This window comes from uncultured Aquitalea sp. (genome assembly GCF_945957525.1).
GTDB lineage: Bacteria > Pseudomonadota > Gammaproteobacteria > Burkholderiales > Chromobacteriaceae > Aquitalea.
Genome location: NZ_CAMFLA010000004.1, coordinates 114,182 through 127,436 on the forward strand (window position 1 = coordinate 114,182; position 13,255 = coordinate 127,436).

General features: G+C 59.6%; 14 protein-coding genes. 2 read left to right on the forward strand and 12 right to left on the reverse strand.

Going from position 1 to position 13,255, the window contains the following annotated elements; genetic code table 11:
* The first annotated feature begins 107 nt into the window (after positions 1 to 107).
* A complete protein-coding gene (astE, locus tag Q0P52_RS05425) occupies positions 108 to 1,121 on the forward strand; it encodes a succinylglutamate desuccinylase (protein ID WP_293764522.1) in 1,014 nt (337 codons plus the stop codon).
* 258 nt (positions 1,122 to 1,379) lie between these two features.
* Here the strand turns inward: astE and flgL are convergent, their stop codons facing one another.
* From flgL to Q0P52_RS05485, 12 genes are all read right to left on the reverse strand, one after another.
* Positions 1,380 to 2,294 (reverse strand): flagellar hook-associated protein FlgL, encoded by a 915-nt coding sequence (flgL, locus tag Q0P52_RS05430; protein ID WP_293764525.1) that lies wholly within the window; start codon positions 2,292 to 2,294, stop codon positions 1,380 to 1,382.
* Positions 2,295 to 2,311: 17 nt separating this feature from the next.
* Positions 2,312 to 4,105, reverse strand: a complete 1,794-nt coding sequence (gene flgK, locus Q0P52_RS05435) for a flagellar hook-associated protein FlgK (RefSeq protein ID WP_293764528.1) — start codon at positions 4,103 to 4,105, stop codon at positions 2,312 to 2,314.
* 46 nt (positions 4,106 to 4,151) lie between these two features.
* Entirely contained in the window at positions 4,152 to 5,120 is a 969-nt protein-coding gene (flgJ, locus tag Q0P52_RS05440) for a flagellar assembly peptidoglycan hydrolase FlgJ (RefSeq protein WP_293764531.1), read from the reverse strand.
* Positions 5,121 to 5,223: 103 nt separating this feature from the next.
* The gene (locus Q0P52_RS05445) at positions 5,224 to 6,321 is read right to left on the reverse strand and encodes a flagellar basal body P-ring protein FlgI (RefSeq protein ID WP_293764534.1); all 1,098 of its coding nucleotides are present in this window, start codon (positions 6,319 to 6,321) and stop codon (positions 5,224 to 5,226) included.
* A gap of 9 nt (positions 6,322 to 6,330) precedes the next feature.
* On the reverse strand, positions 6,331 to 7,017 hold the full coding sequence (locus Q0P52_RS05450; RefSeq protein WP_293764536.1) for a flagellar basal body L-ring protein FlgH: 687 nt from the start codon (positions 7,015 to 7,017) through the stop codon (positions 6,331 to 6,333).
* A 46-nt stretch (positions 7,018 to 7,063) separates the two neighbouring features.
* Positions 7,064 to 7,846, reverse strand: a complete 783-nt coding sequence (gene flgG, locus Q0P52_RS05455) for a flagellar basal-body rod protein FlgG (protein WP_293764539.1) — start codon at positions 7,844 to 7,846, stop codon at positions 7,064 to 7,066.
* A 27-nt stretch (positions 7,847 to 7,873) separates the two neighbouring features.
* Positions 7,874 to 8,614, reverse strand: a complete 741-nt coding sequence (locus tag Q0P52_RS05460) for a flagellar basal body rod protein FlgF (RefSeq protein WP_293764542.1) — start codon at positions 8,612 to 8,614, stop codon at positions 7,874 to 7,876.
* A 31-nt stretch (positions 8,615 to 8,645) separates the two neighbouring features.
* Positions 8,646 to 9,887, reverse strand: a complete 1,242-nt coding sequence (gene flgE, locus Q0P52_RS05465) for a flagellar hook protein FlgE (protein ID WP_293764544.1) — start codon at positions 9,885 to 9,887, stop codon at positions 8,646 to 8,648.
* Between the two features lie 36 nt (positions 9,888 to 9,923).
* A complete protein-coding gene (locus Q0P52_RS05470) occupies positions 9,924 to 10,610 on the reverse strand; it encodes a flagellar hook capping FlgD N-terminal domain-containing protein (protein ID WP_293764546.1) in 687 nt (228 codons plus the stop codon).
* A gap of 16 nt (positions 10,611 to 10,626) precedes the next feature.
* Positions 10,627 to 11,037, reverse strand: a complete 411-nt coding sequence (gene flgC, locus Q0P52_RS05475) for a flagellar basal body rod protein FlgC (RefSeq protein WP_293764548.1) — start codon at positions 11,035 to 11,037, stop codon at positions 10,627 to 10,629.
* 2 nt (positions 11,038 to 11,039) lie between these two features.
* Entirely contained in the window at positions 11,040 to 11,447 is a 408-nt protein-coding gene (flgB, locus tag Q0P52_RS05480) for a flagellar basal body rod protein FlgB (protein WP_293764550.1), read from the reverse strand.
* A 216-nt stretch (positions 11,448 to 11,663) separates the two neighbouring features.
* Entirely contained in the window at positions 11,664 to 12,080 is a 417-nt protein-coding gene (locus Q0P52_RS05485; RefSeq protein WP_293764552.1) for an OsmC family protein, read from the reverse strand.
* 124 nt (positions 12,081 to 12,204) lie between these two features.
* On the opposite strand from Q0P52_RS05485, the gene tsaD reads away from it, so the two are divergent.
* Positions 12,205 to 13,227, forward strand: a complete 1,023-nt coding sequence (gene tsaD, locus Q0P52_RS05490) for a tRNA (adenosine(37)-N6)-threonylcarbamoyltransferase complex transferase subunit TsaD (RefSeq protein ID WP_293764554.1) — start codon at positions 12,205 to 12,207, stop codon at positions 13,225 to 13,227.
* The last annotated feature ends 28 nt before the right edge of the window (positions 13,228 to 13,255 follow it).

Here is a 13,255-nt window from a genome sequence, read left to right on the forward strand (position 1 = left end):
AGCGGTTTTCACGCTGACGGCATGCCCGTTCACATCCGCGGCATGCCGCTTCCCAGCCCGGCCAGGCTCATTACAATGTGAAGACCACCGCAACCGGAACCTGCCGCATGACCACCCCCACCCGCGACTTCCTGCAATTTGTCCTTGATGCCAGCTTCAAGCAGCCTGAATGCTGGCAGCTGGACAGTGGCCTGCAAGCCCACTGGTTGGCCGAAGGCGTGCTGGAAATACAGCCTGCCGCCCCTGCCGCGGCCTCCCGTCATGTGCTGCTGTCTTGCGGGGTGCACGGCAATGAAACCGCGCCCATTGAAGTTATCTCCGGGATTCTGCGTGATATCGCTAGCGGCAAGCTCGCGCTGAAACACCCCCTGATGGTGATTTTCGGCAACCCGGCCGCCATGCGCGCCGGCGAGCGCTATCTGGATTACGACCTCAATCGTCTGTTCAACGGCGCGCACCAACGTCAGCCGGACAGCCGGGAAGCCGCCCGCGCGGCCCTGCTCGAACAAAGCGCCGACGCCTTCTTCGCCAAGGCGCAAGCGGGTGCGGAACGGGTGCATCACGATCTGCACACCGCCATCCGCGGCTCTGCTTTCGAACGTTTCGCCATTTATCCCTTCCTGCACGGCAAACCGCACGACCGCGCCCAACTGGGCTGGCTGCGCGACGGCGGCATGGACGCCATCCTGCTGCACAGCAAGCCGGCCAACACCTTCAGCTATTACACCAGCAACCGGCATCAGGCTCATGCCTTCACTCTGGAGCTGGGCAAGGCCCTGCCCTTTGGCCAGAACGATCTGGACCGCTTCCGCGGCATTGATGCCGCCTTGCGTGCCCTGTTGTCGGGCAACGCCAAACCCGTTGCGGACTTCCAGAACGGGGACGTCCCCCTGTTCGAGGCCAGTTACGACCTGATCAAGCACAGCGAAGCGTTCCGGCTGCATCTGGACAAGAATGTGCTCAACTTCACCCTGCTGCCGGACGGCTTCGTGATTGCCGAAGACGGCGACCAGCGCTATGTGGCCCAAGGCGGACAGCAACGCATCCTCTTCCCCAATCCGGGCGTCAAGCCAGGCTTGCGGGCCGGCATCGTGGTGGCGCCGGCAGTTTTGCAAGACTGAGACTGCCCCACGCCATCCCGCGCTGAGCCTTATTGCGCACGTCCCGCACGGCCTGCGCCGGCGCATCTTGCCTCAGGTTTTTTATGCGGTTTGGCAGCGCCAAGCGCCCTTCACGCCTCCCACCTCTGGCAGGGCCGGCTGCATACTCAACATCAGCGTGGAACAGGATTTCGATGCGACTTTGTGCCCCACGCCAAAGCCGGTCGGACAATAAAAAAGGCGAACCCTCAGGTTCGCCTTTTTCATGCCGCCAGCCACTCAGCTCATGTAATTGAACAAGGACAGCGATGTCACCTTGCTGTAAGTCAGCTGACTGTACTTGAGCGCGGTCTGCGTCTGGGTGAAGTCACTGATGGCGCTGGGCAGATCCAGATCCTGCAAGCTGCTGATGGCGCTCTTGTATTGCAAAGCCATGGTACCGCCCACATCCTGCACGTTCTGGTTCTCCTGCCGGCGCGCACCAATAGAAGCCTCCAGAGTGGCCATATTCTTTTGCGCGGTATCCAGCGACGAAATGATCGTACCCATCTGCGTGCTGTAGGTGGCCGGCTTGGGGTCCTGCGCCAGCAGGTCATTCAGTTTTTTCAAGGCGTCGAAAGCCGCCGTCTGACTGCTGGAGTCGCCAAAGATGCTGCTGCCGGGATCGGAAATCTGCATGCTGCGCGAGGCGCTGATCGGCACGTTGCGCTGCTCGGTATCCCCCTGATAACTAGCCTGATAGGTGGAATCCAGCACGAACGGCGCCGTGGAGGTTTTACTGCCGCTGAACAAATAATTGCCCTTGCCGTCGGTTGCATTGGCATAACCCAGCATTTCCGTAATGCCGGACTGCACCTGCTTCTGAATCATCTGCAACTGCTTGGCGTCCAGCACGGTATTGCCTGCCTGGATGGCCGCGGCCTTCAGACTGGTCAGCAAGTTGGATGCGTTGCTGACCTGCGACTCGGCAAGCGACAGATTGGACTCCACCTGCTTGGTGTTGGCAATGTACTGGGTATTGGCGTCGTTCGATTGTGAAATCTGCAAGATGCGCGCAGAGGCCACAGGATCATCTGCGGGGGTTACCACTCGCTTCTGCGTATCCAGCTGCATTTGCAGCTTGTTGAGACCCACCTGCAAGGACTGCATGTCATAGGTGCCTACAGCGTAGGAAGTACTGGTGCTGATTCTCATGATTGCATCCTCAAAACTCAGCCGCCCATTTGCAGGATCTGCTGGAACAGCGTCTGCGCCAGGGAGATAACCTTGCCGGAGGCCTGGTAGGCCTGCTGGTACTTGATAAGATTGGCCGCCTCTTCATCCAGGTTCACCCCCGAGGAATTGGAGCGGGCCGTTGTGGCTTGTTGCAATACCGTGGTTTGCGCCGCGGACGACAGCTGGGCGGAGTTGGTCACGTTGCCGACATAACTCACGGTAGTGGAGTAATACGTCTGGAACGACTGCAAGCCGCTGTGCGTGCCATTTTTGGTCTCGTCAACAATTGGCTTGGTTTGCAGTTTCAGCATCTCGCCAAGATTGTTGCTGTTGCCCGGCGTCACCGTGCCGGTAGGCACAGTGCCGACATTGATGGTAGTGCCTGCAGACAACTGGCCGGACAGCTGGAAGCTGATGCCCACGTCGTTGGGCGGCGTGGCGCTGTCCACCAGCTTGTAACCATTGCTCACGGTCGGGTCCGGCACTACGTTATAGGTACCGGGGTTCGTGCCCGCCACGGTGGCGGAAATGCTTGTAGCAGACGTCGCGTTAATAGTCAGGGACGTCAGGCCGGTTGCCGGATGCGTTGCAGTGGACGGCGGCGTGCTGGAGTTGGCCCAGCCGTAAGTAGAGGGCACGGTTGCCCACACACCGGACAGGGTCACGCTATTGGGCGTCGGCGTAATGCCGCCGCTTGCCAGCTTCAGCGATGAAGACGCCGCCAACTTTGTGGGGTCGTTCAGCACCATCTGCATATTGCCCAGCACATCCTGCGGGTGAGACGCATAGGAGGTGAGATCGCCGAAAACGTTGCCGCCCTGCTGGCCCGACAGGTCCCGCCCAAGAGAATTCTGGTAATTCATGGCGGTGGTGAAATCGATCGCCAGCGTGCCCAGCTTTTTCTGTGTTTGCAGCAAGGCCCCATCGCGGAAATCGAGCAGCCCACCCAACTGACCGCCACCGAACAGGTTATTAGCCAAGACGGTATTGGTGCCGCTGGCGTTGGGGTAAACCACTTGCTGATTGGTCGGATTGGCGGGGTCGTTCTGGGTTGCCAGCTTGTACGCCACATTGCTCAACACCAGCGCCTGACCACTGCCGATGAAAACGCTGTAAGTACCGTCGGATTGCACCACGGCCTTAGCCGGCACCAGCTTGTTGAGCTGCTCCATGGCGTTGTCGCGCTGGTCCATCAGGTCGTTGGGCGGCTGGGTGGCGTTGCCGCCCGTCGCCGCGGCGATCTGCTGGTTGAGGTTCGCGATTTGGGTGGCCAGCGAATTGATGCCGTCCACGGTAGTGCTGATCTGCGAATTGATGTTGGACTGCATGGTTTGCAGGTTGTTGCCGATGGTGGTGAAGTTCGACACCAACGCCTGCCCCATATTGATGACAGTCTGCCGGCTTGGAATCGAGGACGGGTCCTGCGACAAGGTCTGCAAACTGTTGAAGAAGCTGGTAAAGGAAGAGCTAAGGCCGATGGACGGATCGGACAGCAGATTGTTGATCTGGTTGAGCTGCTGGACCTGGGTGCTGTAGTAGTTGCCCGAAGCCTGCGCCGTCAGCACCTGACCATCCAGGTACTGGTTGTAGGTACGGGTTACACCGGTGATGTCCACGCCCTTGCCCAGATAGCCGAAGCCTTCCTGCTGGGGAAGACGCGCCGCCTGAGTGAAAATTTGCCGGTTATACCCGGCGGTATTGACGTTGGAGATGTTGTGACCAATCACCGACAGCGCGGTTTGCGCTGCATTCAGGCCACTCACGCCAATGGAAAAGATATTCGTGCCCATACTCGCCTCTCGCTATCCTTATCGGCCGCAACCGCCCGGACTTGAATCAACTACGCGCCAAACGCTGCGCCAACGACGCCGCCACATCCACCAGCTTGCGCGCGTAGCGCGGATCAGTGGCGTAACCACCGCTCTGCAAACCTTGCGCAAAACCATAAACATTGCTGCCTTGATTCAGCGCCGACTGGTAGCGCGGCGACTCCTTCAACAGGCGCGCATAGTCGGAGAACGCCTCGCCGTAGGAACCATAAGAACGGAATTTCTCCACCCTTTTTTGCGCCACGCCATTGACGTACTCGGTGGTGGTAACGCTGGTTGCCTTGCCTTGCCAGTCGCCTGACGCCTTGATGCCGAACAGGTTGTGGCTGTTGCTGCCGTCGCCGTTCTTGATGGCGCGCTTGCCCCAACCGCTTTCCAGCGCAGCATGGGCCACCAAAAACTCCGGCGACACCCCCAACTGCGAAGCAGCCTGTCTGGCATGCGGCAACAACTGCCGGGCAAACCCGCCACCATCGGAAGCATTTGCCTGTGCGGCGGCATCTTGCGCAGCGCCTTGTGCTTGATAACCGGCGGTCATCGCTTCCTTCTGCGCGGACTGGTACGCCCGCAGCCCTTCCATTTGTTGCATGCGCACGCCCAGCGCAGGACCGCTTGAATTCAGATGCTGCGACGGCGGGTCCTGACTGATGTCAATACCGGACTGCTTGGCAATCTGGCGGTAGATCATATCGCCGATGCCCAGCCCGCCGCCCTTGCTCATGGCTTGCGCCATCTGCTGATCCAGCATGCCGCGATAGGTGTTCATCTCGCTGGAATCCGCCTCGTCGAATTTGGTTTCCCGCATCGACTTCATCAAATTGCTCAACAGCATCGCCTCAAACTGGCCGGCGGTTTCTTTTGCCGCGCCCTTCGGATCTTTCAGCATGCGCGCGCGCAAGCTGGCCGTCTGGGTGGGGTCCACCGCCAGTTGCTGGTCCATGGCGTCCTTGACGCTGTATGAGCTGGTCATCTGCATGTTTATCTGTCCTCGCCGGCAGTTGTAGCAAGAAGCGGGCCAAGCAAAAGGCCCCTTTCGGGGCCTTCGGCAAACCTTGCGGACTCAAACGTTTGCAAGCAGGTCAGATGATTTGCAGATCAGCCTTCAGTGAGCCAGCAGCCTTCATGGCCTGCAGTATGGAGATGAGATCCTGCGGCGTGGCCCCCAGGGCATTGAGCGCGCCCACCACCTGATTGAGATTCGCGCCACGCGGGACATTCAGCACCTTGCCGCCATCCGCGCTGATGTTGATATTGGGCTGATTGGTGGTCACCGTTTGCCCTTGCGACAGGGGATTGGGCTGGCTCACCTGCGGGTTGCTGTTGACGGTGACAGACAAGTTGCCGTGTGATACGGCGCAGGGCTCCAGACGTACAGCCTGGTTCATGACGATGGAACCGGTGCGCGCGTTAACAATGACTAGAGGGGAAACATCTGCCGGGTCGACGGCAAGATTTTCCATGCGCGACAAAAACTGCACGCGCTGATTGGCATCCAGCGGCGCGCGCACTTCCACCAGGCCCGCGTCAACCGCACGGGCGGTATTGCCGCCAAAAGCTTTGTTGATAGCCTGCACCACCCGGTTGGCGGTAGTGAAGTTGGCGTCCTGCAGTTCAAGGTTGATGAATTCGCCACTACCCAGCGCCGTGGCCACCTCACGCTCCACCGTCGCGCCAGCCGGGATGCGGCCCACGCTCAGCTGGTTGATTTGCGCCTTGCTGCCGCCCGAGGAGGCCCCCGCGCCGCCCACCAACACATTGCCTTGCGCCATGCCGTAGATCTGCCCGTCCGCGCCCTTCAGCGGCGACAGCAGCAGCGTGCCGCCGCGAAGGCTTTTGGCGTCGCCAATGGAAGAAACGGTGACGTCAATGTTTTGCCCACGCCGCGCAAACGGCGGCAAGGTGGCCGTCAGTGTTACCGCCGCCACATTCTTGGGGTCGACCTTGGTGCCCGGTGGAATCTGCACGCCCAGCTGGGTCAGCATGTTGGAGAGCGACTGCCCGGTAAACGGCGACGAAGTCACTTTGTCGCCGCTGCCATCCAGACCCACCACCAAGCCATAGCCGATCAGCTGGTTGGAGCGCACGCCGGCGATATTGGTGATGTCCTTGAGGCGATCGGCCGCTACGGCGGGGAACGCCAGCAAACCAGACAACAGGACAACAAAGAATCTTTTCATGATGCGATCTCAGATGGGCATGATGCTGAGGAAGAACTTGGCCAACCAGCCCGGCTCATTATAGAGGCGATTGTTGCCGCGCGTTTCCTGCTCGATGCGCGCATCCGCCACCTTCAGCGACGACACCGAGCGATCCGCGGAAATGTCTCGCGGGTTCACCACGCCGGACAAGCGGATGGATTCCGTATCGCCATTGATGCGGACCACTTTTTCGCCGCTGACCATCAGGTTGCCATTGGCCAGCACATCGATGACGGTAACCGTGATGGAGCTGACAAAAGTAGTTGCCACCTGATTGGTGCCTTTGCCGGTATTGCTCGCCGAGCCATTGCCGGAAAGGTTGGCGCCCATGCCGCTACCCAAACTACTGGGGATGAAGGGCAACTGTATGCCACTCTTGAGCGTGTCGCTGATGGCAGCCGACTTGGTGGCGGTGGTTTGTTCTGAAGCAGAGGTGGAAGATTTTTCCTGGATATTGATGGTCAGGGTGTCGCCCACCAGAGACGGCATCTTGTCTTCGAACAGGGGACGGTAGTTGGCGTTCTGGAAAATCGAGCCATTGGACGGCATGCTGGCAGGTTGCGGTTGCGGGCGAGCCGTAGTGGGCAGTTGTACCAGCGGGGCCGGTTCGGTGGCGCAGCCCGCCAGCAACACCATCGCCATCAGGATACCCAACAGGTTTGCCGTTTTTCTCATCATCCTCCCCTTGCCTGTGCATCAGCCGACCAACGCCGGCCAGTCATTACAATTGCGTCAGTTTTTGCAGCATCTGGTCTGCCGTAGTAATCGCTTTCGAGTTCATCTCGAAGGAGCGTTGGGCCGTGATCATATTGATGAGTTCCTCGGTGACGTTGACGTTGGAACCTTCAAGAAAGCCCTGCTTGATCTGGCCGCGGCTGTCGGTGTTCGGGTCGCCATCCTGCGGATCGCCCGAAGCGGCGGTCTGCAGATACAGGTTGTTGCCAACACTTTGCAAGCCTTGTGGATTGATGAAGGTGGTCAGCTGGATGGTGCCGGCCGTTTGCGGACTGGGATTGCTGGGCAGAAAGTATTGCACTACGCCCGCAGTGGACACCGTGATCTGGGTCGCCGTACTGGGAATATTGATATTCGGATTCAGCTGGTAGCCGTCAGAGGTGACGATATCGCCGTTGTTGTTGCGGCGGAATTCACCATCGCGGCTATAAGCGATGGTACCGTCCGGCATCTGGATGCGGAAGAAGCCGTCGCCGTCGATCTGCCAGTCCAGCGACTGACCGGTCTGCTGGGCATTGCCCTGGGCAAAGTTCTTTACTGTTGCCACCGCAGCCGCGCCGGTACCGATTTGCAAGCCGGTGGGCGTTGCGCTGCCATCGGCCAACTGTGCGCCCGGCTGGCGCAGGGTCTGATAGTACAGATCCTCGAACACGCCGCGGGCGCGCTTGAAACCGATGGTATTGACGTTGGCAAGGTTGTTGGAGATCACGTCCAGATTGAACTGGCTGGAATCCATCCCCGTTTTGGCCACATACAGCGCTCGCATCATGGTGCTTGTTCCTTATTGTTATCTTGCTTAACCGATAGCCAGCAATTGGGTGGCTTTCTGATCGTTCTGATCAGCGGTCTGCATCATCTTTACGTTCATGTCGTACTGGCGACCGTGCGAAATCATTTGTACCAGGCTTTCCACTGCATTGACGTTGCTGGCCTCCAACGATTCCGGCACCAGCTTCACATTTGGATCGGCCTGGGCCGTGTCGCCGCCATTGACGCGAAACAAGCCGTCAGCGCCTTTGTAAACCGCGCGATCGCCCGGATTTACCATCTTGATCTGACCAACCAGCTGGGCCGTGCGATCGGTACCGGTCAATGGAATGGCCATGACAGAACCATCCTGGCCCAGCTGCACCTTGCTGCCGGCCGGCACGGTGATGGGGCCGCCATCGCCAAGGATCGGCAAACCATTGCGGTTGCGCATCATGCCATTGGCGTCCAGCACAAAACCGCCGTCGCGGGTATAGGCCTCATTGCCGTCAGCCGCCTGCACCGCGAAAAAGCCGGGCGAACCCAGTGCAAAGTCATTCGGATTGCCGGTGCGCTGCAGGCTGCCCTGACTCATATCGTGACCGATAGTGTTGTCCACCACATACGTGCGAGTGGGCGCGCCCGGCCCCACTACCGGCAGCGAACGGAAAGACGCCAGATCCGCCTTGAAGGCATTGGTATTGACGTTGGCAAGGTTATTCGCCGTGGTCGCCTGTTGCAGGTCGATGTTCTTGGCCCCGGTCATCGCCAGAAACAGCAGTCTGTCCATACCTCCCCCTAATTCAGCTGATTACAAACCATCACTTCAGATTCATGATGGTTTGCATCAAAGAATCCTCTGTCTTGATGGTCTGTGCGTTGGCCTGGTAGAAACGCTGTGCGGTGATCATGTTGACCAGTTCGGCCGTCAGGTCGACGTTGGAGTCTTCCAGCGCCTGCGATTGCAAGGTGCCCGCATTGCCCGAGCCCGGCGCATTGAAAGCCGCCACGCCAGAGCTCAGGGTTTCCGCCCAGCGGTTGCCGCCCATGTTCTGCAAGCCTTGCTGATTGGTGAAGGTAGCCAGCGCGATCTGACCGATGGTCTTGTTCTGACCATTAGAGAAGCTGGCCAGGATTTTGCCGGTGGAGTCGATATTGATGCTCGACAAAGTGCCAGGCGCATAACCGTCCACGGTTTGGGTCGGCGTGCCGGAGGTCTGGGCCACCTGAGTGGAACCCTTGTAATCCAGCGTAAACGTCACCGGCGCGGAGGAACCGTTAACCGGTGTCGGCGAGAACGTGATGCTGAACGGCGTGGTATTGGTCAGATTGCCGCTCGTGTCGTAGTTCATGGTGTAAGTGTTGGGCGCGGTGGCCGGGTTGCCGTCCACATACGCCTGCACCGTCCACGGCGTGCCCGTTGCAGTAGGCGCACCCTTGATGTAGTACAGCGTCACATTGTGCTGATTGCCCAGGCTGTCATACACCTGCGCCGCGTTGGACCAGTTGTAGCTGGCGGAATTGGTGGGACTGAACGGCGTCACGGTCGGCGTGGACAGGCGCGAATCCAAGTTCACGCCCATGGAGACTTTGGTAGTCTGCGCCGGCGCGATGATGTTGGTCTGCAGCTGGATATCGCCCACCGGCCCCTGGCTGATCACGCCATTGTTGGCCATCCAGCCTTGCAGGCGGTCCGCGCCATTGACTACATAACCGCTGGAGTTGACCTGAAACTGGCCGTTGCGGGTATAGGCCAGCGAGCCCACACCGGAAGAGGTGTTCTGGCGCACAACAAAGAAACCGTTGTTGTTGATGGCCAGATCCAGGCTGCGCCCGGTCGGCGTGATATTGCCCGCCGTCATCGACTGCGATACTGCCCCCACTTGCGAACCAATACCGGAACTGGTGCTGGCCACGCCGTAGAAACTGGTGGAAAACAAGTCCTTGAACTCGGTACGAGAGCTCTTGAAACCCACCGTGCTGGCGTTAGCAACGTTGTTGCCGATAGTGCTAAGTTGGGACGAGGCGGAATTCAGACCGCTGAGACCTTGTTGGAAACCCATTTCACTACTCCCGGAATGCTTGGATATCAGTAATCGTCAGGACAGTTGGGCCACGTCGCCCAAGGCTACTTTGGTGCCGTCTTTCATGATCAGCTGCGGAGAGCCCGACACCCAGGACACGGCGCTGACAGTCTGATTGGCATAGGCAGTAGCCGTGACGGAAGAAGTGCTGCCCGTAGACACCGAGAAGGTGTACTTGCCGTCCGGCAGGGCATTGCCGTTGCTGTCCTTGCCATCCCACTCAAATGCGTTGTAACCGGCACTCGGGCTTTTCACGTTGACGGTATCCACCACATTGCCGTTGGCGTCCTTGATGCTGACGGAGAGGTCGGAGACCGAGTCAGACAGCTTCACGCCGCCCTGCACCGCTGCGCCGCCGCTCAGCGTCAGCGCATTGCCCGGCACCATGGCCTCCTTGCCGATCATGGAGGCCGCCATCATGGACTGATTGGCCGCCTGGGACTGCACCAGCGACTGCATGGCGGTGTTCAGCTGCTGCATGCCAGACACCTGACTGATCTGCGCCATCTGGCTGGTGATCTGGCTGTTGTCCATCGGATTGCTCGGATCCTGCGCCTTCAACTGAGCGACCAGCAGTTTCAGAAAGCGATCCTGAATGCCTTGTGCGCTGGTGGTGCTGGAGGACGACGAACCGGAGGAGGCCGAGCTGGTGCCGTTCAAATACGAATAGGCGTTGGCGCCGCTGGTGGACGAAGTGCTCATTGCCGCTTACCTCCGGTTATTGGCCAAGCTGCAGGGTTTTCTGCAGCAGGGTCTTGGCAGTGTTCATCATTTCAACGTTGGTCTGGTAAGAGCGGGAGGCGGCTATCATGTCCGACATCTCCTCCACCGGATTCACATTGGGCATATTGACGTAACCCTTCTCGTCCGCCAGCGGATTGGAAGGATCGTATTTCAAGCGAGGCGGAGTCTGATCTTCCACGATGGAAGTCACCCGCACACCGGCCACTTGCGGCTGCGCACCGGAAACCGGGATGGCGCTGAACACCACATGGCGGCCCTTGTAAGGCTGGCCGGTAGAGCTGGTGGCGCTTTCGGCGTTGGCGATATTGCTGGCCACCACATTGAGACGCATTGACTGCGCGGTGAGCGCGGAGCCGGAAATAGCGAAAACATTAGCCAGCGACATGATTACTGACCTCCAGTGATGGCGCTGTTGAGACTGGAAATACGCTTACTCAGGAAGGTCAGCGTGGATTGGTACTGCAGCGCGTTGTCAGCGAAAGCCGAACGCTCCACATCCATATCCACCGTGTTGCCGTCGAGACTCTGCTGCACGGCATTGCGGTACTGAAGTTGCGCGCCGTGTGCGTTGCTGCCGGCGCCGCCAGTGATGTGACGGGCATCGGTGGTATTCAGCGACAGACCGTTCTGACCGGTCATGGCGGACTGCAGCGCCTGGCGGAAATCAAAATCCACGGCTTTGTAGTTGGGGGTTTCAGCATTCGCCACATTGCTGGCGATGACTTCCGCGCGGTAAGCGCGCAGATTGAGCGCCCGCTGCTGAAAATCGAATTCCTTGCTGATCTTGTCCAACATAACCACCTCCTTGAGTCTGGCCATAAAAGCAGGAAACATGCCAACCAAAAAACATCTTGCAAACCGCTGATTTAACGGAAATTTCCTGATACAGCCCCATCAAAAACCGGGTGCTCCGCTCCGGCAGCGGCAAGAATTGCCGCCGGGCGGCAAAGCGCAAATGAAAAGGGCCGGTCGCAGTGACCGGCCCCTTCGGCAAACCTCGCGCAACCACAATCAGGCTTCGCGCACCTCGAAATCATGCGTGATATCGGCGGTCTTGCCCAGCATGATGGAAGCGGAACAGTACTTTTCCGCCGACAGCTTGATGGCGCGCTCCACCACGTCGGGCTTCAGCCCCTTGCCGGTAACGACAAAATGAAAATGAATGGCGGTAAACACCTTGGGTTCGGTATCTGCGCGCTGCGCCTCCATCTCCACCCAGCAATCCGTCACCTCCTGGCGGGACTTCTTCAGAATGCTGATCACGTCGTAGCTGGTGCAACCAGCGGTGCCCAGCAGCAGCAACTCCATCGGGCGCGGACCCAGGTTGCGGCCGCCCCCTTCCGGCGCGCCGTCCATCACTACCGCGTGACCACTACCGCTTTCACCCATGAAACACACCCCGTCCACCCACTTCAGTCTTGCTTTCACATGCATCCCCTTGCGTCTGTCAGGCGGCCTGAAACCGCTGCTGCGCCACAGACTATCATCACCGATTTGGGCGGACAAAGATTCACCGGTAAAATGGAAAGATTGACCTGTTATAAAAGCCGACATGCTGGTACTTGGAATTGAATCTTCGTGCGACGAAACCGGCGTTGCACTCTACGATCTGGACGCCGGCCTGCTGGCGCACCAACTGCATACCCAGATGGCCATGCACGCCGAGTACGGCGGCGTGGTGCCGGAACTGGCCAGCCGCGACCACATCCGCCGCGCCATCCCGCTGACGGAAGCCTGCCTGGCCGAAGCCGGCAAGACGCTGGCCGATCTGGACGCCATCGCCTACACGCAGGGGCCGGGCCTTGGCGGCGCGCTGCTGGTGGGCGCCAGCGTGGCCAATGCCCTGGCCTTCGGGCTGAACATTCCCGTGGTGGGCGTTCACCATCTGGAGGGTCACCTGCTGTCGCCGCTCTTGGCCGAGCCTCGGCCGGACTTCCCCTTTGTAGCGCTGCTGGTATCCGGTGGCCACACACAGCTGATGGCGGTGCGAGGCATCGGCGACTATGAAATCCTGGGCGAAACGCTGGACGACGCGGCCGGCGAGGCTTTCGACAAAACCGCCAAACTACTGGGCCTGACCTACCCCGGCGGCCCGATGCTGTCGCGGTTGGCCGAAGAAGGCGATCCCAAACGCTTTACCCTGCCCCGCCCGATGTTGCACGCCGACAATCTGGACATGAGCTTCTCCGGCCTGAAAACCGCCGTGCTGACGCTGGCGCGCGAGCAAGAAGCCGCCGGCGGCATTGACGACGCCACGCGCAAAGACATCTGCCGCGCATTTCAGGAGGCCATCGTTGATGTGCTGGTCAGCAAATCGCTCAAAGCGCTGAAACAATCCGGCATGAAAAAACTGGTGGTCGCTGGCGGCGTGGGTGCCAACAAGCAGTTGCGCGCCGCGCTGGATGCCGCCGCCAGTCGCCACAAGCTGGAAGTGTTCTACCCGCCGCTGGCGCTTTGCACCGACAACGGCGCCATGATCGCCTTTGCCGGCGCGATGCGCTTGAAATTCGCCCAGACCGCTGGCGGATTCGCCATCAAGCCACGCTGGGACCTGGCCTCCCTGCCCGCCGTTTAACTTCACACCGCGCCGGCTTGTCGCCGGC

Coding starts and splice junctions, on each gene's coding strand:
- flgK (WP_293764528.1), bottom strand. CDS start 4,105: ATGGGCACGAATATCTTTTCCATTGGCGTGAGTGGCCTGAATGCAGCG.
- flgJ (WP_293764531.1), bottom strand. CDS start 5,120: ATGCAGATGACCAGCTCATACAGCGTCAAGGACGCCATGGACCAGCAA.
- flgE (WP_293764544.1), bottom strand. CDS start 9,887: ATGGGTTTCCAACAAGGTCTCAGCGGTCTGAATTCCGCCTCGTCCCAA.
- astE (WP_293764522.1), top strand. CDS start 108: ATGACCACCCCCACCCGCGACTTCCTGCAATTTGTCCTTGATGCCAGC.
- Q0P52_RS05445 (WP_293764534.1), bottom strand. CDS start 6,321: ATGAAAAGATTCTTTGTTGTCCTGTTGTCTGGTTTGCTGGCGTTCCCC.
- flgB (WP_293764550.1), bottom strand. CDS start 11,447: ATGTTGGACAAGATCAGCAAGGAATTCGATTTTCAGCAGCGGGCGCTC.
- flgC (WP_293764548.1), bottom strand. CDS start 11,037: ATGTCGCTGGCTAATGTTTTCGCTATTTCCGGCTCCGCGCTCACCGCG.
- Q0P52_RS05460 (WP_293764542.1), bottom strand. CDS start 8,614: ATGGACAGACTGCTGTTTCTGGCGATGACCGGGGCCAAGAACATCGAC.
- flgG (WP_293764539.1), bottom strand. CDS start 7,846: ATGATGCGAGCGCTGTATGTGGCCAAAACGGGGATGGATTCCAGCCAG.
- Q0P52_RS05450 (WP_293764536.1), bottom strand. CDS start 7,017: ATGAGAAAAACGGCAAACCTGTTGGGTATCCTGATGGCGATGGTGTTG.
- Q0P52_RS05470 (WP_293764546.1), bottom strand. CDS start 10,610: ATGAGCACTTCGTCCACCAGCGGCGCCAACGCCTATTCGTATTTGAAC.
- flgL (WP_293764525.1), bottom strand. CDS start 2,294: ATGAGAATCAGCACCAGTACTTCCTACGCTGTAGGCACCTATGACATG.
- tsaD (WP_293764554.1), top strand. CDS start 12,205: ATGCTGGTACTTGGAATTGAATCTTCGTGCGACGAAACCGGCGTTGCA.